Source organism: Ruegeria sp. G10 (genome assembly GCF_056533645.1).
On record NZ_JBQFOQ010000015.1, the window covers coordinates 49331 to 69069 of the forward strand.

22 protein-coding genes are annotated in these 19739 nt (G+C 52.9%); 16 read left to right on the forward strand and 6 right to left on the reverse strand.

Annotated elements, in window-relative coordinates; genetic code table 11:
• Positions 1–6: 6 nt before the first annotated feature.
• Entirely contained in the window at positions 7–702 is a 696-nt protein-coding gene (locus tag ACR0KM_RS19135) for a glutathione S-transferase family protein (protein ID WP_480861201.1), read from the forward strand.
• Positions 686–1150, forward strand: a complete 465-nt coding sequence (locus ACR0KM_RS19140) for an MOSC domain-containing protein (protein WP_480861160.1) — start codon at positions 686–688, stop codon at positions 1148–1150. The genes ACR0KM_RS19135 and ACR0KM_RS19140 overlap by 17 nt, the downstream gene beginning before the upstream one ends.
• A 183-nt stretch (positions 1151–1333) precedes the next feature.
• Here ACR0KM_RS19140 and ACR0KM_RS19145 read toward each other — a convergent pair whose 3' ends face one another.
• Complete coding sequence (locus ACR0KM_RS19145) at positions 1334–1714, reverse strand: hypothetical protein (protein WP_480861159.1); 381 nt, start codon at positions 1712–1714, stop codon at positions 1334–1336.
• Between the two features lie 163 nt (positions 1715–1877).
• Here ACR0KM_RS19145 and ACR0KM_RS19150 point away from each other — a divergent pair, with 163 nt between their 5' ends.
• The 5 genes from ACR0KM_RS19150 (at position 1878) to ACR0KM_RS19170 (ending at position 5894) form a co-directional block, all read left to right on the forward strand.
• On the forward strand, positions 1878–2309 hold the full coding sequence (locus ACR0KM_RS19150; RefSeq protein ID WP_480861158.1) for a MarR family winged helix-turn-helix transcriptional regulator: 432 nt from the start codon (positions 1878–1880) through the stop codon (positions 2307–2309).
• A 591-nt stretch (positions 2310–2900) separates the two neighbouring features.
• Entirely contained in the window at positions 2901–3287 is a 387-nt protein-coding gene (locus ACR0KM_RS19155) for a PaaI family thioesterase (RefSeq protein WP_480861157.1), read from the forward strand.
• Between the two features lie 34 nt (positions 3288–3321).
• On the forward strand, positions 3322–3735 hold the full coding sequence (locus ACR0KM_RS19160; RefSeq protein WP_480861156.1) for a winged helix-turn-helix transcriptional regulator: 414 nt from the start codon (positions 3322–3324) through the stop codon (positions 3733–3735).
• A 1-nt stretch (position 3736) separates the two neighbouring features.
• A complete protein-coding gene (locus tag ACR0KM_RS19165) occupies positions 3737–4582 on the forward strand; it encodes an alpha/beta fold hydrolase (protein ID WP_480861155.1) in 846 nt (281 codons plus the stop codon).
• Between the two features lie 448 nt (positions 4583–5030).
• Positions 5031–5894, forward strand: a complete 864-nt coding sequence (locus tag ACR0KM_RS19170) for an MBL fold metallo-hydrolase (protein ID WP_480861154.1) — start codon at positions 5031–5033, stop codon at positions 5892–5894.
• Between the two features lie 486 nt (positions 5895–6380).
• Here the strand turns inward: ACR0KM_RS19170 and ACR0KM_RS19175 are convergent, their stop codons facing one another.
• Genes ACR0KM_RS19175 through ACR0KM_RS19190 form a run of 4 tightly spaced genes read right to left on the reverse strand, consistent with a single transcriptional unit; the run spans position 6381 to position 11363 of the window.
• The gene (locus ACR0KM_RS19175) at positions 6381–7949 is read right to left on the reverse strand and encodes a trimethylamine methyltransferase family protein (protein ID WP_480861153.1); all 1569 of its coding nucleotides are present in this window, start codon (positions 7947–7949) and stop codon (positions 6381–6383) included.
• On the reverse strand, positions 7946–9316 hold the full coding sequence (locus tag ACR0KM_RS19180; protein WP_480861152.1) for an MmgE/PrpD family protein: 1371 nt from the start codon (positions 9314–9316) through the stop codon (positions 7946–7948). Before ACR0KM_RS19180 ends, ACR0KM_RS19175 begins: the two co-directional genes overlap by 4 nt.
• A 9-nt stretch (positions 9317–9325) precedes the next feature.
• A complete protein-coding gene (locus tag ACR0KM_RS19185) occupies positions 9326–10426 on the reverse strand; it encodes a zinc-binding dehydrogenase (RefSeq protein WP_480861151.1) in 1101 nt (366 codons plus the stop codon).
• A gap of 1 nt (position 10427) precedes the next feature.
• A complete protein-coding gene (locus tag ACR0KM_RS19190; protein ID WP_480861150.1) occupies positions 10428–11363 on the reverse strand; it encodes a sterol desaturase family protein in 936 nt (311 codons plus the stop codon).
• A 186-nt stretch (positions 11364–11549) separates the two neighbouring features.
• On the opposite strand from ACR0KM_RS19190, the gene ACR0KM_RS19195 reads away from it, so the two are divergent.
• Positions 11550–12431, forward strand: coding sequence for a LysR substrate-binding domain-containing protein (locus ACR0KM_RS19195; protein WP_480861149.1), 882 nt, complete (start codon positions 11550–11552; stop codon positions 12429–12431).
• Between the two features lie 617 nt (positions 12432–13048).
• Here ACR0KM_RS19195 and ACR0KM_RS19200 read toward each other — a convergent pair.
• Positions 13049–13282 carry a hypothetical protein gene (locus tag ACR0KM_RS19200; protein ID WP_480861148.1) on the reverse strand — a complete coding sequence of 78 codons (234 nt, stop codon included), beginning with the start codon at positions 13280–13282 and terminating at the stop codon, positions 13049–13051.
• Positions 13283–13417: 135 nt separating this feature from the next.
• Between ACR0KM_RS19200 and ACR0KM_RS19205 the strand changes: the two genes are divergently transcribed.
• From ACR0KM_RS19205 to ACR0KM_RS19240, 8 genes are all read left to right on the forward strand, one after another.
• Positions 13418–14170 carry a Crp/Fnr family transcriptional regulator gene (locus ACR0KM_RS19205; protein ID WP_170499212.1) on the forward strand — a complete coding sequence of 251 codons (753 nt, stop codon included), beginning with the start codon at positions 13418–13420 and terminating at the stop codon, positions 14168–14170.
• A gap of 446 nt (positions 14171–14616) precedes the next feature.
• Complete coding sequence (locus ACR0KM_RS19210; protein ID WP_170452327.1) at positions 14617–14925, forward strand: hypothetical protein; 309 nt, start codon at positions 14617–14619, stop codon at positions 14923–14925.
• Between the two features lie 3 nt (positions 14926–14928).
• A complete protein-coding gene (locus ACR0KM_RS19215; protein ID WP_170452329.1) occupies positions 14929–15282 on the forward strand; it encodes a hypothetical protein in 354 nt (117 codons plus the stop codon).
• Positions 15272–16126, forward strand: coding sequence for a hypothetical protein (locus tag ACR0KM_RS19220; RefSeq protein WP_480861147.1), 855 nt, complete (start codon positions 15272–15274; stop codon positions 16124–16126). The genes ACR0KM_RS19215 and ACR0KM_RS19220 overlap by 11 nt, the downstream gene beginning before the upstream one ends.
• Positions 16127–16219: 93 nt before the next feature.
• Positions 16220–17419, forward strand: a complete 1200-nt coding sequence (locus ACR0KM_RS19225; RefSeq protein WP_480861146.1) for an N-acetyltransferase DgcN family protein — start codon at positions 16220–16222, stop codon at positions 17417–17419.
• Positions 17416–18537, forward strand: coding sequence for an alanine/ornithine racemase family PLP-dependent enzyme (locus tag ACR0KM_RS19230; protein ID WP_480861145.1), 1122 nt, complete (start codon positions 17416–17418; stop codon positions 18535–18537). Before ACR0KM_RS19225 ends, ACR0KM_RS19230 begins: the two co-directional genes overlap by 4 nt.
• A 165-nt stretch (positions 18538–18702) precedes the next feature.
• Positions 18703–18837, forward strand: coding sequence for a hypothetical protein (locus tag ACR0KM_RS19235; protein WP_269149748.1), 135 nt, complete (start codon positions 18703–18705; stop codon positions 18835–18837).
• Positions 18838–18916: 79 nt separating this feature from the next.
• On the forward strand, positions 18917–19489 hold the full coding sequence (locus ACR0KM_RS19240) for a hypothetical protein (protein WP_480861144.1): 573 nt from the start codon (positions 18917–18919) through the stop codon (positions 19487–19489).
• Positions 19490–19739 lie beyond the last annotated feature (250 nt).

A 19739-nucleotide genomic window follows, 5' to 3' on the forward strand; every position in this document is an offset into this window, starting at 1 on the left:
GCTGATATGAACACAGAGAAACCGGGTCGATATGTCCTGTACGGTGGCGGGGTTACCCGAGCCATCGGACCTCAGATGGTCCTCAAAGAGGGCAGTCTAGACTATGAGCTGCGCGAGGTGGACGAACTGCGTGGTGATCATCGAAAACCAGACTTCTTGGCCATCAACCCTGCGGGATACATCCCAGCATTGATCACCCTGGACGGTTATGTTCTGCATGAGGCCGCTGCGATTATGCTGTTTCTGGCGGAACATCACCGAATGACCTGGCTTGTGCCCCAACCAAGCGACGAAAACCGGGGCCTATTTCTGTCACGGCTCTTCTTTCAGACTAACGACATCCAACCTTCCGTACGCCAGTACTTCAAACCTGCCGACTATACGAACAACCCAGCTGACAGCGCGGGTATCAAGGCCAGGGCGGAAGATCAGGCAATGGATCGTTGGCAGGTTTACGACCGTTTCTTGAAAAACGAAGGGCCATTTGCGTTGGGTCAGCAGTTCAGCCTCGCAGATATCCATATGACCATGTGGGCCGCCTATGGGTTGGCCCGGCCTGACGCAGTGTTGAACGCGTTCCCGGCGGTCCGCCGTTGCTTCGACTTGACTTGCGAACGCCCTAAAATCCGACCATTGGTCGATGAACTTCAAAACAAAATGATGAACTGGAACGGGGAAAGCGAACATGACATTCGCAGGTGAAGTACTGCACATTCATACAGCCGACAAAGGTGGCGCACCCATGCAGCAGCGCGATGCTGTCGAAGCGGTTGCCGGCGAAGGGTTGGACGGAGATCGCTATGCACTTGGGACCGGGTTCTATTCGCATATTGCGGATATTCGGGAAGTCACTCTGGTCGAAGTGGAAACCCTGATTGCGTTGAAAAGAGATCATGACATCGACCTTGAACCCTTTGAACACCGCAGAAACCTGACAACCCGCTCAGTACCTTTGAACCATTTGGTTGGTGTGCAGTTCCGAGTAGGTGACGTCATTCTTCAAGGTGGTCGACTGAACACTCCCTGCCGCTACTTGGATAAACTCCTGGGGAAATCTGTTTGCGATCGCCTGAGGCACAGATCTGGATTGAACTGCAGGATTATCAGATCCGGTGTTATCAGTCCCAACGATCAGATTGTTCCGATTTGACGAATAAATGATACCTTGTTTGAAGCGGATGACATTCAAACGGCACCTTTTTGGGAATGCAACGTCCTAATTCTAAACTCGGACGCGGCGCAGCACCCACGCGTCGTTCACCCCGATAGGAAATAGGGGAGCGGAACTAAGATTCAGTTCAGTCGATGTCGCTCATCGTGCGCGACAAGCACTTCAAACCAGTGGTCTGCGACGCATTCCGGAAAAATACGCCCAAAAGCTTAGAATGGCGGCGGCTGAAGAAAAGATCGTCATGACAGTCCCGGGCACAAAATGCACGAAGCCACCCAAGTCCATGAAGACGAAATAGCCGACGTCAGCGACCCAACCAACAGCGGCTGTCATAAAGATGAACATTACCGAATGACGCCAGATCATCACACCACCCAAGACTGTAAAGGCACCAATCCAAAGCAAGTTGAAGCCGTGCTGGTTCAAGACCGCGCCGACCGCTGGATGGTACTCACCCGCAAGTAGGTTTGGGTCGACCGCATCTGCAATTCCTGCCACAGCCCCGCCTGCATCTTGCGAAATTGTCATGATGCCTGCGAACATGTGGACCAGACCCCAGATGACCCATAGCACCGCAGAAATCTTGAGTGGAAGCGATGTCCGAGTATTCATGCGACTACCCTTTCGTCTGCAACCATTTGGGGATAGATAAGTTGATGTTGTCCACTTTTGATATTTTGTGGACTTTGTCAACAAAAGTGTTTCCATGCAAGACGCAGAACTGGCCCTCTTGATCGATCGCTTTATGCGACGCATCCACTTCGGCCTACAATCCAAGGCACATGCTTTCGACACCGAGAAAGTTGGCCCAGGTGGCGGCATTGTACTTCTAACTCTGTCCGATATGGGCTGTCCCAGCCTGCAAGAACTGACCAAACAGGTAGCGCGCGACAAGTCTCAGATGACACGCAGCATAAGATCGCTCGAGACGAAGGGGTTAGTGGAACGCAAACGATCGCCTGACGATGCGCGGGTTACCTTCGTGTCGTTGACCCAGGAAGGAGAACAGGTCGTCGATACGCTTAAGCGAGTCATCTCCGAGACGATTAGTGAAATCCTCCAGCCAATGTCAGAAGCGGAAGAAAACCTACTGCGAAATCTGTTGGAGAGAGCACTTCGCGACGCGGTGCCGAAATAGCCGACACGCAACGCTCAGACCGCATCAAATATTGCCGTCGTTAAGCCAGCCGAGGAGGTCACGCAGCATTCGAACACCTGCAAATCATTTAGACCAACGGACTGCCCTAACCCATCATAGAGCTTTGCCATCCGATATTGAGATGCTGCCTTTCGAACCTGCCGTTAGCTGCGAGTGCAAGAAAAGAGGCTTGTTGAACCAGCGCAAACAGAGCTTTGCCTCTCGCGCTGCATCGGTCTTTCTGGGCTGATTGCGTTTAAAAACTCTAATATTTTGCTACCTATTTTTCTGCCGAGTTCCGTTTCATCAGAAAAGTCGGCTCCATTTGCGCGCAGAATCCCGTGAGCGCCTCTCACATCGCCGAACTATTGTTTTGGCCCAACCCCTTGGCTTAGTTGTCCGACTAGCGCCGTATGGCTGATTTCTTCACCAAATTTCGGCAGAATCGGAGTTTTCAACACAATCGGTTCGGTTCGGACATTCACCCTCTCGATCCTGCCGTTAAGTCTAAGGACTTGCAAAATGCAAGTTCATGTCGCATGTTCGCAGAACTTGCAAAACGCAAGCGCCATTACAAAGGAGCCGGAGAGCATGTCTCACCTGACTGCCAATCTGAATGGGTCGATCGAATTTGACATTTCGTTCGTTGCAGAAGGTGAAGCGACGGGCCTCATGCCGATCCAAGATGGAATCCGAAACCCGTTCGGAACTGTGCACGCGGGTGCGATGATCTGGTTCGCAGATGTCGTGGCGACAACGCTTGCACTTCGGGGCGAACGCCCGACGCCTGGTATGAAAGGGTTCCCTTTGGCCATCACCCTTAACGCCAACATGTTGTCCAACAGCCGGGAGGGCGCACTTCATGCAAAGGCAGAGTTTGTGAAGAAGGGTCGAACCGTTTCAACTGTACGCACAACAGTCTCCTCTGATGATGGCAGGACATTGCTCGACCTGACCACTACTCATATTGCGGCATGACGTGCATCCGCAGGAACTGTCAGGGGGAATGTCAATGAAACAAGGCAACCGATCGAGGTGTCCCATCAACCTGTCGCTGGAGATATGGGGGGATAAGTGGACCCTTCTCATAATCAGGGACATGATGTTCGTGGGAAAACGCACCTACAGCGATTTTTTGAAATCCGAGGAAGGGATATCGACGAATATCCTCGCAGACCGACTCAAGATGCTGACCGAAAAGGGCATCATAGAACAGTCTAACTCAACCCAAACCAGATCAGGCTCTGCCTACAGGCTCACTCCGAAAGGGATCAGTCTGCTCCCGATCATGGCGGAAATTTACATATGGTCGGATGCCCATTTGGATCTCACGGACGCGCTGCGCAGCCGCATCCAGGACATCAAGGATGACAAGGCTGCGTTCATTGCGGCCGTCACCGAAACGCTCATCAGGGACAACACATAGAATGCGCACGCAAACAACCCGCTACGTCGATGCCGAGACACAATTTGTTTCTGTAGATGGTACCAAGTTTGCCTATCGGACCATCGGTCCTAAATCGGGTGTCCCAATCGTGATGTTCAATCATCTTGCGGGTACAATTGACGATTGGGACCCCGCGGTCGTTGACGGGCTGGCGGCGCAGCATCAGGTTTTCACTTTCGATAATCGCGGTATTGGTGGCTCAGAAGGCGCCACCCCAAAAACGGTCGCGGGTATGGCGGATGATGGCATAGCCTTCATCAAGGCGCTGGGGCTCGAACGAGTCTGCCTGCTTGGGTTCTCTCTTGGTGGTGCCGTCGTTCAGGATATCGTCCTCAAAGAGCCCGAGCTTGCTCAAAAAATCGTCTTGGCTGGTATCGGTCCAAGGGGAGGGATCGGTATTCGTCATATTCCGGGCCAAGCCTATCGCTATCAATTGCTAAGCCTTCTGACGTTCACTGATATTCGGGTGTATTTGTTTTTTACCCGCACTGAGACCGGCAAGCGCGAGGCACGCAAGTTCCTTTCTCGCTTGAGCGAAAAGAAAACCGGACGGGTCAAAAAGGTATCAGTGAAATCGTTTCGCGCGCAGTTAGCGGCCATTGCGGAATATGCAAGCAGCGCATCGCCCGATCTGAGCCAAATTACAAAGCCAACATTCGTCGCGAACGGTGAACATGACATCATGGTGCCCAGTGTAAACTCTGCGCATCTGATGCTCGGCATCCCAGACGCACGTTTATCGCTCTATAAGGATGCAGGTCACGGTGGGATCTTCCAGTACTACGATCAGTTCGTGCAAGAATCTCTGGAGTTTTTGGGCGCATGATGTCGCCCGGTTTCTTCATGCGGATATTCGTGTGACGTGTTCAAAGGGTGTCTTGCCAGGGCCTAAGACAGGCATTGACTATCAGTTTCATCAGATGTCGCCAGTTTTTGATCGAGGCAAATGCCCTGTCTGCGGTGACGGGGCAGCTGATCAAATCAGCTTTCTATTTGTACCGAAACTGATCGTTGTACTTACACAAACGTTGAGGTCTCAGGATCGCGCCCCGGCGTCCGCGTTCTGCAAGTTCTGTCACCGGCGCGTCAGCAAGATTTGAGACACCCTGCCCAGGCATTCCGGATACCTCAGCAGCCAATGGGCATTTGCCTCGGCAGTCTTAAGGCGGCTTCAAAGAACTCAGTCTTGGCAGATCCTGAACGATGTTTTTGCCCAAGGTAATTGAGAGTCCATGCAATACGAACGAACACGTTACGCCCAGAAGGAGCCAAACATGGAAAAGCAACTCGCAATCGAAACCTTTGACATCCCTCCGTGTGCACTGAACATGCCTTCCGACCTTAAGGCACCTGAAGGTGGTTGGACATGGCCGCATTCGACCGCGACACTCATCTACGGGGAGAAAGATGCAGTCCTCGTCGATACGGCACCTACTTTGAAGGACGCAAAGCGCCTCGTTGATTGGATAAAAGCTTCGGGTAAACGACTGCGCACAATCTACATCACACACGGCCACTTCGATCATTATATTGGTGCGTCAATACTTCTGGAGCATTTTCCGGAAGCATCCCTTGTCGGAACCAAATCAACGATAGATTTCATCGAAGAAGAAAAGGAAACTGGGCGCGATCGCGCTATGTGGGCGTCGCTCTTTTCAGAAGAAATCGCAAAAACAGTTTCGATTCCTGAGCTTACCACCGGAACTCTCGATATCGAAGGTCATGAGATCAACGCTGTTGAAGTGGGCCAATCGGACATATCTCGATCAAGCTACGTGCACATCCCCAGCCTTGCGGCAATTGTTGTGGGCGACATAGCCTATAATCATGTGCACCCGACGTTGATTGATAGTGACCATGACAAACGTACGGCTTGGATCCAAACGCTCTCGGATCTGCTGGATCTAGAGCCGCAGATTGTCGTGGCCTCTCACCGGACCCCGGATTCAGTAAACGACATCCGCGCTATAGAAGAAACGATCGCGTATCTAAATACAGCAAATCACTTCTTGGCAGAGAAGCCATCAACCGGTGAATTTGTTGCCAAAATGATGGCTGCGTTTCCGTTACACGACAACCTATCGACGCTTTTTGTCGGTGCTGCCTCTCTGGGGCTAGATGAAGCCTCAGGTGGTTGATGATTGAGGACTACACGGTTAGATCGACATAGTCATGAAAGCTGAACGATCCGGCACAGCTCACGCTAATCCAGTTTAACTTCCGTCAATCAAGCCGATTATAAAATAAGATTGCTCAAAGGATGTGAGGATCTGTGTTTCGAAAGATCACGTCCCCAATACTCCGCTTGTATCGCGCCGCATAATGTTTCTGCATCTAAATTGTGCGGGTCGTAGGATAAGACAAGATCGGTCACTGGTCCAGGTTAGCACCCAAGACCCATTGTATAGAAGCTACTTTGGACTAGGAGCAGTCGTAGGACCAAAGTGCAGCATAGTGCGGGCCGCCCTGTCCAACTCCACATGATGACCGGTCCTAACCGGACCTTGACCTAAACAGCCTTTGCGACAGCGCAGTCCCAAAAGCTGCCATTAAAACTGACTATCACCACCCAATTCCAAGTGCTCGAATCGAGGAACAGCCAAGACTTTGTACGAGCGAAAAAGCTAAGTTTGTGCAGACGATTTGATGCCTTGCAAATCAGACCAAGCTTCTTGGATCTCAGGAAACCTAGCCATGATCTCTGAATTCGTTTCTGAGCCAAAAACCGCATCCGCAGGTTGCTCCAAAATATCTCGTGTCTTTTCACGAGCTGTCTGGAGAAGTGTTGGAGTCTCTGCATCTGCCCAGGCTTGAGGCGTCGCGCGGTCTGCTAAGGCCGGGTAGTAGTAGTCGCTTTGCATTCTACCCAAGGTCTGGTCGCTACCAAGAAAATGACCGGGGCCTTCGAGGCACACCTCGCGAATGACATCAAACGCCAATGCATCTTCGTTGATCTCGAAACCGCGCGTGGCCCGCATAACTGATCCAATGAGGTCGTTGTCGAGCACAAAGCTCTCTTTGCTTGCGGCAAGCAGTGAGCCATACATCCCGGCGGCCTCATAAATCAGGTTGGCACCCGCCAATGCGCTCAATAGCTCGGTAATCCCCTTTTCGTAACCGGCTTGGAAATCCGGTAACTTGGAGTCGGTCATGCCCGCACTGACCGCGCAAGGTATGCCGTAGTGTTGTGCCATCTGCGCGCAGGCCGCCATGAGCACCCCTTGTTCTGCGCTGCCTCCCGACATCGCGCCGGTCCGAAGGTCGCTGACAAAAGGCAATGCTCCAAAGAGCGCGGAATGGCCGGGGTTCAATAAATTAACATACACCAGCCCCGCCAGCACTTCAGCCGTCTGCTGAGCGACAGCACCAGCAAGGGGTGCAGGGCTGGTCGCTCCGGCCTGTCCCGCTGATACGAGCTTCAATGGCGTGCCCGTCTCTGCCGCGCACTCTATTATGCCGAGAGCTTCTTCCGCAAAGGTAAGCGGTGGAACGATGAAACACGTTGAGACGCAGCAGAACGGACGCGCACGCCACGCTTCTTCCCCACCAGCGATAATGTGGAACATCTCGACGGTGGCACGCATTGTCTCAACTGAACTGAAGGAGGTTCCTATGGGCTTCTTGGTCCCCGCCGCGCACGCATAGGCCGTGTTTAACTCCATTGCATGAGGATCAAGTATATTCCGTGCGACAACGGTGCGTTGGAACATATGAATGTTGGGAAGAGCTTGAGCCAACCGCGCCATATCATGCAAGTCAGATAAGGTTGTGTCGCGCACCTCGCCGCTTTCACTGTCCACGATGTGAACAGCCGCGCCGGATGTACCGAGATGAATGCGCGTTCCGGACGGGTCGAGATCATATTCGGGCGTCTGACCGTACAGTTTGAAGCCACGAACGGCGGTTTCCAAGACGCGCTCAACCATGTCTGAAGGAAAGAGTAGTCTGCCTGCCTCGGAGACCGAACCACCTGCGGCAACGACAGTGTCAATACAGCGGGGTGTGGCACTCGCAATACCTATCTCAGCCAAGATACGCAGCGCCGTTTGATGGATGGCTTCAATCCCGTCTTTGGGAATTGGACGATATTGTCCCCCTTCGATCCCTGGCCAGATCGAGGTGGTGGGACCTGAACCGGCACCACCTTGCCGAGCCGCGCGCCGCGCGTTGCGCCCTGATCTCACTCTACTCATGGGGCAAGTCCTTCTTCGAAAAAGAGGTCAAGTACGGAGGGGGCCTTTGGCCAGTCTTGTAGTTTGGCCATCCAAACCGTGCGCCTGGTACTCGCTTCGGACATCCGACCAAGATTGGCTTTGAACTTGGCCATGACGTCGCGCCCTGACATTGGAACTTCCGGAGCGCCTAAAGGGTACACACAGCGCTCTTCGATGCGTTCGCCTGTCCGTAGAATGACCTCTATACGGTCGGGGTCTTCGGGGCTGTAGTTCAGATCAGGTCTTTTAGGACTAAACGATCGAAGTTCGCAGCGCGATATCAACTCCGAGATATTGGGACGTTTCCAAGCTTCGTTATCAAGATCGGCAAGTGTCAGATCTCCGACCAAAAGCCCCATGGACACAACAAAGGGTGCGCTGAAAAGTGCTTCCGCGCGCGCTTTTGGTCTGCCGAACGGCAGAACAGCCGCGTGGAAATCGGGCATATGCAGGATGATTTGCGAAATCTCTTCCACCGGAACGCGGTCGCGCATCGCCAGTGTGCAGGTCATGATCCGATGGGTGTAGCCACAGCTTGGCCATGGCTTAAGAACGAGGCCATGTTCGCTCAGAGCGTATGACATCCCCAGTTTTTGCAAAACCTGCTCCAAACGGTCTGTGTTGAGACCTCCCATAAGTGCGGCGAGGCCGCGGGGGTGGTCAAACACGTGAGGCTGAGCGCTGAGCCCTGCTTTGGCAAGGCAAGCGGCCTCCACACCGGCACGCGCTGCGAACCCTGCTTGGACAGGCTTTGCACTTGAGCCAAACTGGCATGTGTACCCGGTAGCGGAACTGCAGGCGAAGGACATGGCTCTCGCCGTCTGAGATGGGTTCAGCCCCATCAAACGCGCGCAGCCCGCGGCCGCACCTATCGCTCCTAAAGTTGCCGTTGAATGCCATCCAGCGTCGTAGTGTTCAAAGTTTAAGGCTTCACCGAGTCGGGCAATCACTTCGAACCCAGCAAGATAAGCACGAACCAAGTCCTCTCCTCTCGTGTGCAGTTCCGCTACTGCCAGCAATGCGGGTAGCAAAACCACCGTCGGGTGTGTATTACCGGGGATTTCCCAATCGTCGAAATCCAACGCGTGCCCAGCCACGGCGTTTAAGAATGCCGCATGTGGTCGTGAAAACCGCTCAAACGATCCTACAACACGCGAGGGTCCTCCTCCTCCCATATTTGCAACTGCCAAACGGCAGCGTTGCGCGACGTCTGTCTTGGCCCCGACAATCATGCAACCAAGTGTGTCGATCACACTGTCCCTGAGATTGGCCGTAGTTGTCTGATCTGGGGTCAATGCGCCCTCAGACACAAATCTTGCAAGACGGGTGAGTGCGGTCTCGATCATCTCACTGCTCTAGTCGAATAAGATGACACCGCGCCCGGGTTTTGCGGCCAGCATGTCATCAATTGCGGTGTTGATCTGACCCAGCCGGTAGCGGCGACCGATCAGCTGGTTGATGGGCAGGTCACCATCCAAATAGTGCTGACCATATTCCTTGAAGTCCCGAGTCGTGCAGCAAGAGCCAAAGATCGACCCTGTGACGTTGATCTCTGACCGAATGATGCCGGTGGATGGCAACTCAATCGTCGCATCGTTGGCGTCCATCCCAACAAAGGTCACCTGTCCTCCGGGGCGACAGTAATCTATGGCGGCGCGCTGTAAAATCCGCTTTCCGACAGCTTCAAAGACATGATCCGCCCCATGTTCAGTGAGGGCTCGAATAGCCGCACCTACGTCCTGTTTTGCATCAACGAAATGCGTGGCCCCTAAGTGGTGTGCCTTGCTCGCGGCCTCGGGTGACGCGTCAATGGCGATGATCTGCGCGGCGCCTGCAAGCTTTGCGCCCATAATAATTGAGAGCCCAACGCCGCCTGCTCCGATCACTGCGACTTTGTCACCGTTCGCAACCTTGGCACGGTTCAATGCAGCCCCGACCCCCGTGGTGACAGCACATCCCAGAAGAGCAGCGATTTCAAAGGGAACAGCCTTGTCGATCTTCACGCAGCTCACCTGCGGCACGACCACGTTGTCAGCCCAACAAGCGAGCATCGACAAGTGATAAACCGATCCACTTGCATTCGAAAACCGGCAGGAGCCATCCGGCATGGTTCCAGCCCAAAGTGACTCTTTATAGGCTTGGCACAGGTGGGTTTGTTCGTTCTTGCAGAAGAAGCACTCCCCGCAATAGGGAATCCAACTGAGCACGACGTGATCGCCTAGGTAGAGGCCCTCGACGCCCTCGCCCAAGGCTGTGATCGTACCTGCGCCCTCATGTCCGAGCACAACCGGCAATTCGTGACCTGCTTGGCCTGACATGACGTGATAATCTGAATGGCAAACCCCAGCCGCGCCCATGCGAAGGCGCACTTCACCGGGCCCTGGCTCTGCCAAATCAAGCTGTTCAACACGAAGAGGTTGACCGACACCGTACATGACTGCAGCCTGCGCTTTCATATCATCGCCCCAAACGACGCTTGCGGTCGCGGACACGCCGCGTGGCTTCAGGTGTGCCATTGTGGAACGAGCCAAAGACGACGTCCCATGGCACTTCGGCTGTGCCATAATTGCACTCAAAGTAACGGTGATGCAGCTGGTGGAAGAAATCCCCAAGCGCCATGCGTTTGCGATATTTGACAAACAGCTTCTCAAATCCGGCATGCGAGACTGCGGGATTCAGCGCCAGATTATACAGGTGAAAGATCACGTGGACCGGGTCGGACGGGACTGCAAAATGGATCAGAACAGACGAGAAGTAGCCGAGGTGTTCGAGCGGGTGCATCGACATACCTGACCATGGACCAACGTTGACGTTGCGATGATGGAGCGAATGCACCCGCTTGTAGATTGGTGGCCAGTGCAAAAGGCGGTGTATCCAATAGAAGTGGAAAGATGCCCACAGAGGGATCAGTATGAGCCAGACAACTGACCAGATCGGCGCACTGCCAAAGCTGACAACAGGCGCAAACCCATTGGCAGCGCACCAGAAGTACAGCACTTCGTAGATCGTCCAAATTGTCACCCCCGAAGCAAGGGACCAAAAGACATTGTCGAATACCTGATTGCGGAAGGTGAAATTGCGATTGTTCACAGCCAGGTCGCGGGTGTCGAACTTGGTGGTCTCTCCTTGACCGCGCCACCGCCAGAGCCAAAGGTGCAGGCTTCCGGTCACCAGGACGAGCAAAACGATATTGCGGCCCCAGATCGTCATGATCCAAGAAAAATCAAGCGTTTGCATTGCGTCGAAAGTCGGTTGCAGGAGCCACCAGACCGCAATGGCAAGCCCCAGCTCGATCACTGTGGACGACAAAGCCAACCAATACGAGGCAAGCCATCGTGCCGCCTGAACAGGTCGGGGTGGCCAAGCAAAAACCGGGCTCACAGGAATAGGCATAGCAGGATTCCACGCCCACTCTTTGGCACCGCCTTCCGGCACGGAATGGTCTATGATCTGTTCGTTCACTCTTCAGTACATCCGAAATTCAGCCTCACTGCGTCATTTTTGGGCTTTTGCGGGCCTGATGAGAACGCCTAAAAGAGCTATACATACTATTCCATGAGGGAATATAGGTTGCCTACGTTGAACTGGAAGTTACTCACGGCCTTTGAGGCCGTTGCCCGGCATCTAAATTTCACGCGTGCCGCGAGTGAATTGAATGTGCAGCAGCCCTCGATCAGCAGGCGCGTTGCGGAACTCGAAGCAGAACTCGGGGTTAAACTTATCGTTCGTAAGCGTCCCGCTGCAACGTTGACGACTGAGGGAGACCTCCTCTTCAAAGCAATCTCCGGCGGCATTTCTCAAGTCGCGGACGCTATCGACCACATAAAGGCCCAACCAGATCGGAACGTTGTGGTAGTGAACACGACGATTGGGTTTGCCAGCTGCTATTTGATGCAACGCTTGGCGAGTTTTCGAACTGAACACCCAGACATTGCTATTGAACTCGTTTCCCGAGATCAAAACGAAACCTACCGAACAGCCCAGTCTGACGTGTTGATCCTTTTCAACGATCCAACCCAGCTCCCAGAGATGCTTAACGTATCGATCTTCTCTGAAAAGCTGGTGCCTTTCGCAAAGCCTGGTGCGTTTTCAAACGTCGGAGACGCGCTGGAAGACCTGGCGCGACTGCCCTTGTTGCACCTTTCTACCGGAGTGCACGCCAATGATTGGGAGACGTATTTCGGAGGAACCGACATATCGTTACCGGTCCCTCGATCCGAGCAACGATTCACCTCATTCATGGTGTACCTCCAAGCCGCAATGAACGGTGATGGCGTGATTCTCGGCTGGGAAACGCTCTTTCAAAGTTTGATTGATCAAGGACAACTGGTGCGGCTGGCGAACAAGAGGGTCCGAACCAAACGAGGATACTTTGCCTGTTTGACTCAGAGAGCTACGAGAAACACCGCTGCTAAGAAAGTGTGGGAATGGCTGGGCTCTCTTTCCGAAGGCGCGCCGTGATAAGGACAAAAACCTAGGGAAACTCCACTTCCGCGGCCAACAACTAGGAAGCGGCCCATACAGGACCTGAACGAACTGCCAGAATGCCGCGCTTGCAGCCCGTTTTCCGGACATTCGCCGCAATAGCGAAATCTCGAGATCTTTGAATGAGAAAGCTGCGGGACAAACCGGACTTGTGCGATTGCGGCAATTGCTGACGCAGCATTGATTTTCTGTCGCAGCACATTCATCGCTGCGTTGCAGCTGTTGTCGCCAGACCGGTCATTCAAAGCTATGATGATGCGATACTATCAAACTCTAGTTTCGCGGCACATAGGATCAGCAGCTTAGACGCCGAACAAAGCCAACGTTTGCGTTGTCGCTGGCAGTGCAGCAGGACAGGCCATGCGGGCCTTCAGCCAGTAAGCAAATTCTCGTTATGGCTCATGCAGGTGGCGAGGAAGAGGGAGTATGTCGCGGTCGTGGAATTTTTCATAAAGTCGAGATATTGCAGAGATTGGAACTTTGGTTCCTGCTTCGTGTTTGAATTGATCAGGAACGAGGCACCAATAGTGCTTCTATTTGTTGTTATGCTTTTTTGACAAGCGTAATCTTGTTTTTCTGACAGGAAATTAACGTTACTGCCGAACGCGATAGCCGGAAGCAATGATCTTGTTTATCAGAACTGCGGCGGCCTGGTGCATGTCCTTTTCATCGTTATTGCCGACTGCTGTTTCGTGGGCAGCAGCTGCGTCATGCAGAACTCCCACAATTTCATGTTCGGGCAGAAGCTCACGATCTTTAGTTGCAAGCAAAAGCGCTTCACAAATTGAGAGTGCGGCCATTCCTGAATGGTCTTGCCGGTCAGCCATGGTAGACGTCCTTTTCTAACAGGCGTCCAAGCATGGAAGCGCCACGATGAATTGCACCATACTGGCATAGATTGCTGTATACTTAACTGATCGAAAGCAGTCTTGGCGTCGGATAGTTTCGCGGGCTGCTCATCGATGAAGGAAGAACACTTGCGCACTATCAAAAATAGTCCACTCACCCGAAAGCTTTCAAACTTCGTCGCTCTGACTGAGGTTGAACTTGCGGTATTGGCACGCCTGCACAAGCGTCGCAGAACCTTTGAAGCCGGACGTGACCTTGTGCATCAAGGGCAATCAGAGCAGGCGGCCTACATTCTGGCCTCGGGCTGGGTTTGTTCCTACAAAACCCAGACTGACGGGTCGCGTCAGATCGTCGATTTCCAAATACCGGGTGACTTTCTGGGCTTGCGAAGCGTTCTGTTGCACACCTCGGATCACAGCATAGAACCAATCATGGAAATCCAAGCCATTGAAGTAGTAGTGGATGATCTCCTGGAAGCATTTGCGCAGACGCCCCGGCTGGCGACAGCAATTCTTTGGGCGGTATCTCGAGATGAAGCGATGGTGGTTGAGCACCTGGTCAACATAGGACGGCGAGATGCGGGTGAGCGCATGGCGCATTTTCTTTTGGAACTTGGTGTGAGGCTGACTCAGGTCGGGATGGCAAACAAGACGGGATACACTTGCCCCCTGACACAATACCACCTTGCCGATGCGCTGGGACTGAGTGCCGTGCATGTTAATCGTGTCCTACGGCAACTGCGGGAGAAGGGGTTGGTTACTTTTCAATCCGGGCAAGTGGCATTTGATGATTATGACGGACTGGTGACGTTGGCCGGTTTTGACCCCACTTATCTGGATCAGGCCGGGCCACTGTTGAAGCAATAGGTTCACCCCTTCAGCGATGCCGGGATTTTGATGATAGTTGCCTGGTTAGAGACGCCATTCGCTTCGGCAGATTTTGGATTTCACCGAAAAAGAAGCGCAAGATAAATACAGTCCGATTGCGGTACTGGATTTCCTGCGCTTCTCAAATACTCGTTAAGAACACGCCAGCAAATATCCCGCCAACACACATCACGTTGCCGGAATCCAAACATCGTTGCACTGACGCAGGTTAGTCAATTTTTGGCAGTACCGGATTCTCGGGCACCAAATGCATTTGAGATTCCAATAAAATCTCAGGTCATTGGCCGCAGACTAACATCGATCAGCGCGCGTCTGCCATTTGCACATTATTCTAAATCACAACGCCAGTACTACCGCGGCGCTTACGAGCGTGTACCGCGGCAGACTGCGCGGGGAAGATCCAACAAACTATATGGAGGACCAAGGTGAGCACGAGATCGTCCAGTTCTTTGGTGACGTTTTCAAATCCGTTCTCTTTGTCCGGCTACCCGGATGAACTTCCTGCAGGCGAGTATGAAGTAGTTGTTGAAGAAGAACTACTACAGGGCCTGAGTTTCGAAGCATATCGCAGAACCGGAACCTACCTGACAGTTCAGGGCAAAGGCAGCAAGCCAGGTCGCACGGAAATGCGCCCAATTGACCCAGAAGATTTTGAACTGGCGCTCAAGCAAGACCAAACCTTGGCCACATCTAACAATGACAGCGATGCGGCGCTTTCCCCGCAGGAGGAATAGATTATGAACACGCCCGAATGGCTTAAACCCGGAATCTACGGCGCCCTGATCGGAGGAGTTTTCGTAGGCGTAGTTGGATTTTCTTGGGGTGGATGGATGACCGGCAGTAACGCGGACAAGATGGCCAACGCCATGTCCCGCGACAATGTAATCGCTGCGTTGGTTCCGATCTGCGTCGACATGGCGAGAACTGACACCCAACGCGCCGAAAAAATAACAACGATCAAAGAAGCTTCTTCTTTCAAGCGAAAGGATGCCGTTATGGCAGCCGGCTGGGCAACGGTACCGGGATCCCAAACCCCCAACAAAGATCTGGCACAGGCCTGCATTGAGGGGCTGAACCTGGATGGATCGTAACTCAATCACTCAACATTCGGACAACGCCGTTTGCACCAGGACAAATCGAAAAAATCAGCACTGGTTTTACTCTCACTTTATGACGGCGCTGTTTGTCGGCGTTTTCAGCTGCTTGGCGGGCTCCTTTATCTCATCAAATCCCGCATCGGCCGAAACAAATTCGATCCCGGATAATGCGCATCCCAAAAAATATGGCGACGGTTGGGAATGCGATTTGTCCTATCGGTTGGATGGCGAAGAATGCGTTGCCATTGTCGTGCCGGGAAATGCCTACCCCACAAACAGAACCTACGGCTCAGGGTGGGCATGTATGCACGGCTTTGTTGAAGTTGGCGGCACCTCATGCACTGAAGTGATTGTGCCTGAAGGTGGATATCTCGATCCATCAGGTGAGAGGTGGCGGTGCCTGCGTGGATACACAAGAGTAGACGATAGCTGCCAGAAAATCGTGGTGCCGGATAATGCTTACCTGACGAATAGCACTTATGGATCTGCATGGCGTTGCAACCGTGGCTACGAAAAAAACGGAGAAGCATGCGTGGCAGTAGCGGTGCCGGAAAACGCTTTTCTGAACGCATCAACCAGCGGGCGTCCCTGGACGTGCGAGCGTGGGTATTTTGAGCGCGACGGACAGTGCGATGCCGTGTTTGTGCCTGAAAATGCTTTCTACGATGACGCGATCCATGGAGTTGGATGGAAATGCGAACGTGGTTACGAGGCGTCCGGTGATCGCTGCAATGCAATCGAGTTACCAGAAAATGCCCATATCGACCGATCCGGTAATAGGTGGGAATGCCACAGAAATTATCATCAGTCAGAAGGTCAGTGTGTTCTGAACAATTGAGGTTTCAGGCAGAGAGCCCATTTTTCCAAACTTCACAATTTGTGCCCGTTCTTACCAAGGACGGCGCGTTTCACACTCCCAAAAGGAACAGATATGAAACCCCTACCCATTGCGTCGGATGACAGGAAGTTCATTGCCAGCAATGCGCAAAAGCTGCCGCCTGAACAAGCAGTTTCTCCAGAGCTTCACCGCAAGACACTTGTGACAGATACACCGACTGCAATTGTGTATTGCGAAGGAAACTTCGCAAAGATCGATGGCAAGACGGCTAATGGTCTCGTTCGACATTCACAGGCCTATCGCGTTCTTTCGGTGATCGACAGCACGTATGGCGGTTGTGACAGTGGCAAAGTGCTTGATAATATCGCAAATCAGGTTCCCATCTTCGATGATCTTGATGCCGCCGTCGCTAATGAAGCTACGATCCCCGACACTTTTATTTACGGAATGGCGCCGGCCAGCGGCAGAATGTCCCTTGAGGATCGCGAAGTTGTTGTGGATGCGATAACGCTCGGAATGAACATCGTCAGTGGGCTGCATGAATTTCTTAGCGATGACAAGGAGCTCGCCGGATTTGCCAAAATTCACGATGTCACGATACGCGACATTCGCAAGCCGCAGCCAAATCCCGACCTGCGCCTGTTAGATGGCAGTATTGGAGACGTCCAGGCGATCCGCATCGCGGTGTTCGGCACCGATTGTGCAATTGGAAAGCGTACAACCGCGACAATCCTGACAGGCGCACTTAACGCGCATGGGATCAAAACAGTTTTGGTCGGCACCGGCCAAACTGGTTTGATGCAGGGCGCCAAGTATGGCGTTGCGATGGATTCGGTGCCGCCGCAATTTTGTTGTGGCGAGCTTGAGCGCGCTGTTGTTGCAGCATCTGAAGATGAACACCCGGATGTCATAGTGATCGAGGGCCAGGGCGCGCTAAGCCATCCGGCCTTTTGCACATCAGCCTTCATTCTGCGAGGCAGTCAGCCACATGCAGTTATTCTTCAACACGCGCCCAAACGAAAACGTCGATGTGATTTCCCCAACATGACAATGCCCGACCCTTGCGATGAAATCACCCTGATCGAGGCTTTTGCGAACACAGAGGTAATTGGCATGACGATCAACCATGAAGGAATGAATGATATTGAGATTTCAAAGGCCATCACAGACTATAACCGCAAATTGTATCTCCCGGTCACTGACGCATTGAACCGTCCTCCAAAAAACTTGGTGAATATGGTTCTATCTGCCTTTCCGCGCTTGCAACCCGTACGTGCTACGACGATTGAATGAGCAAGCTGCGTATTGACGTTGATCTGGACAAAATTCGGTACAACACACGGTTCCTGGTCGACCACCTTAGACCCCGCGGAATTACGGTGACAGGTGTGACAAAAGCCGTTTGCGGTCATCCTGAGATTGCGAATGCTATGCTTGAAGGTGGCGCGACAGGGCTGGCGGACGCGCGGATCAGCAATATCATACGTATGCGCGATGCTGGGATCTCGTGCTCCATATCCTTGATCCGAACGCCCATGCTGAGCCAGGTCGCGCAAGTTGTTGATAACTGCAATGTCAGCTTCAACACAGAAATGGACATTATCGCAAGCCTGGCCGTGAGTGCGCTGGGAAAGAACATTACTCACAGTATTATCCTGATGGTGGAAATGGGGGATATGCGGGATGGCATCTTGCCTGAACACCTTGAGCGCACTGTGTCTCAAATTCTTAGAATGGAAGGGATTTCTCTGAAGGGGATTGGTGCAAATTTTGCCTGTCTGGGTCATGTGGCACCCTCTGCAGGAGCAATGGAATTGCTTTCGTCGCTTGCCGTCGATACCGAACTTGCAAGTGGACCCGCTCTGGAAACAGTGTCAGGCGGCGGTTCTGCCAGTTTGCCGTGGGCGCTTGGCAAGGGGGCGACCGGAAAGATCAACAACCTGCGTCTGGGTGAGGCCATCCTGTTAGGTACCGATCCCGTTTCGGGATACGCGATCGACGGGCTTTACACAGATGTTTTTACGCTTTGGGCGGAAGTGATCGAAACGAAGACCAAATCAAATCCAAATCCCTTGCAATTGAATTATCCCATACCTTCAATGCAGTGTGTGACTTTAGACAGTCCTTCGAACACTCGGTCGATCCTTGCCATTGGACTCCAGGACACCGATGCGGCGGGTCTAATTTTCCCTGCTGGCGTCACGTTCGTCGGAGCCACCAGTGATCATATCGTTGTTGAAAACACCAATTGTCTGCTTCGCCCTGGTGGCGAGGTGAAGCTGAAATTGAACTATAGCGCGCTCTCGCGCGGCATGGCTGCACCCGATGTAGCAAAAGTCTTCCATGGTGATGGCGCATTGGTTGACTGCACCCCAGCGAACACTGATCGCCCATATTCGAAGCGAAAGTAGCGCGCCAGGGTTGCCGCCGCCTCGGTTCTGCTTCATCCACCCGTCTTATTCTACGGCTTTACGTAGTAAATGAGGCACCCAATCCCTATATTGGATGTAGCCGCATTCACTTTTCACACCCTATCTGGGCTCGTGGGTGTTGCGGACAATCAAAGGATCAAAATGATGTCTTTCAAAGACCTGACGACCAGAGCGGCTGCCGCACTGAAGGAAAACGATGCGGACGCGTCAAAAAAAGAAGTGACGTCGAAAGGGCAGGACGCCGTCCCCGAAAAATCAAAGCCTAAACCTCAAAACTGATAATACCCTGCCGGGAGCGGGTGGCTTGTTCTTGTTTACATCTCCGAGCGAGCGGTATCAGCAAAGGAGAACTACCCAAATGAACCAACTAATCAGCAAGACAATCGCAGTCTTTTCCAGGCCGTTTACTTTCCCTGGCTTTGACGAATTACTCCCGGCGGGCGAATACGACATAGAAACTGAGCTTTCCGCACCACCAGATTATTTGGATCCAGAAGCCTGGAAAGCATCAGTGCTAATCTTTCTGCTTCCACGGAAATCTCACCCCGGTCTGGCGCGAACCTTGACCGTTTCTCTTACTGATTTGGAGAGAGCCCGCGCAAAGGATAAATTGTCTTCAAAGCAGTTGTCGCAGTTCTTGCTCGACCAACTTTTGGCCGATCCCATGGTGCAATTGATTATGGAAGCGGATGGTGTGTCTGAGACTCAACTTCGGCACCTCTACTCGGAGTCGCTCATTTCTGAGGCAGACGACGGATCATCAGATCAACGAGCCATACCACGAGGATGCGCAAGCGGTTCTCGGTATGCTTTCGCTATCCAAGCTGCTGAGAACGAAGGAATGCCAGTTCGTCCTATTAAAACCCCTCGGATTACAGGCCGTCCCATCGGACAGTCTGAACCAGGCAGCTCCTTCAATCTCAAGGCTTAGGGCTCGGAACTTTCTTTTCCAGTCGCTGTATAAACCAAAACAGAAATCGAGGCTAAGAACTGATGGAAGACTTCGACAACGACGCAGATACGATCATGGCTCGCGCCCACAATGACGTGCCGCAAGAACGCCCGTGTCTTCGTTGCAGAACGCCATTCTGGAGCGAAGGGTTCGGAGAGCGGATTTGTCGACGCTGCAAGGGGTTGAGCGCGTGGCGAAATGGCGTATCAGTAAGCCCTGGGTTAGCTCG

Excerpts from the sequence above, each read along its gene's own strand:
- ACR0KM_RS19155 (WP_480861157.1), top strand. The coding sequence starts at position 2,901 with ATGTCTCACCTGACTGCCAATCTGAATGGGTCGATCGAATTTGACATT.
- ACR0KM_RS19135 (WP_480861201.1), top strand. The coding sequence starts at position 7 with ATGAACACAGAGAAACCGGGTCGATATGTCCTGTACGGTGGCGGGGTT.
- ACR0KM_RS19240 (WP_480861144.1), top strand. The coding sequence starts at position 18,917 with ATGAACCAACTAATCAGCAAGACAATCGCAGTCTTTTCCAGGCCGTTT.
- ACR0KM_RS19175 (WP_480861153.1), bottom strand. The coding sequence starts at position 7,949 with ATGAGTAGAGTGAGATCAGGGCGCAACGCGCGGCGCGCGGCTCGGCAA.
- ACR0KM_RS19165 (WP_480861155.1), top strand. The coding sequence starts at position 3,737 with ATGCGCACGCAAACAACCCGCTACGTCGATGCCGAGACACAATTTGTT.
- ACR0KM_RS19205 (WP_170499212.1), top strand. The coding sequence starts at position 13,418 with ATGAAGGAAGAACACTTGCGCACTATCAAAAATAGTCCACTCACCCGA.
- ACR0KM_RS19225 (WP_480861146.1), top strand. The coding sequence starts at position 16,220 with ATGAAACCCCTACCCATTGCGTCGGATGACAGGAAGTTCATTGCCAGC.
- ACR0KM_RS19180 (WP_480861152.1), bottom strand. The coding sequence starts at position 9,316 with ATGATCGAGACCGCACTCACCCGTCTTGCAAGATTTGTGTCTGAGGGC.
- ACR0KM_RS19200 (WP_480861148.1), bottom strand. The coding sequence starts at position 13,282 with ATGGCTGACCGGCAAGACCATTCAGGAATGGCCGCACTCTCAATTTGT.
- ACR0KM_RS19230 (WP_480861145.1), top strand. The coding sequence starts at position 17,416 with ATGAGCAAGCTGCGTATTGACGTTGATCTGGACAAAATTCGGTACAAC.
- ACR0KM_RS19140 (WP_480861160.1), top strand. The coding sequence starts at position 686 with ATGACATTCGCAGGTGAAGTACTGCACATTCATACAGCCGACAAAGGT.
- ACR0KM_RS19220 (WP_480861147.1), top strand. The coding sequence starts at position 15,272 with ATGGATCGTAACTCAATCACTCAACATTCGGACAACGCCGTTTGCACC.
- ACR0KM_RS19150 (WP_480861158.1), top strand. The coding sequence starts at position 1,878 with ATGCAAGACGCAGAACTGGCCCTCTTGATCGATCGCTTTATGCGACGC.
- ACR0KM_RS19185 (WP_480861151.1), bottom strand. The coding sequence starts at position 10,426 with ATGAAAGCGCAGGCTGCAGTCATGTACGGTGTCGGTCAACCTCTTCGT.
- ACR0KM_RS19160 (WP_480861156.1), top strand. The coding sequence starts at position 3,322 with ATGAAACAAGGCAACCGATCGAGGTGTCCCATCAACCTGTCGCTGGAG.
- ACR0KM_RS19190 (WP_480861150.1), bottom strand. The coding sequence starts at position 11,363 with ATGCCTATTCCTGTGAGCCCGGTTTTTGCTTGGCCACCCCGACCTGTT.
- ACR0KM_RS19145 (WP_480861159.1), bottom strand. The coding sequence starts at position 1,714 with ATGTTCGCAGGCATCATGACAATTTCGCAAGATGCAGGCGGGGCTGTG.
- ACR0KM_RS19235 (WP_269149748.1), top strand. The coding sequence starts at position 18,703 with ATGTCTTTCAAAGACCTGACGACCAGAGCGGCTGCCGCACTGAAGGAA.
- ACR0KM_RS19215 (WP_170452329.1), top strand. The coding sequence starts at position 14,929 with ATGAACACGCCCGAATGGCTTAAACCCGGAATCTACGGCGCCCTGATC.
- ACR0KM_RS19170 (WP_480861154.1), top strand. The coding sequence starts at position 5,031 with ATGGAAAAGCAACTCGCAATCGAAACCTTTGACATCCCTCCGTGTGCA.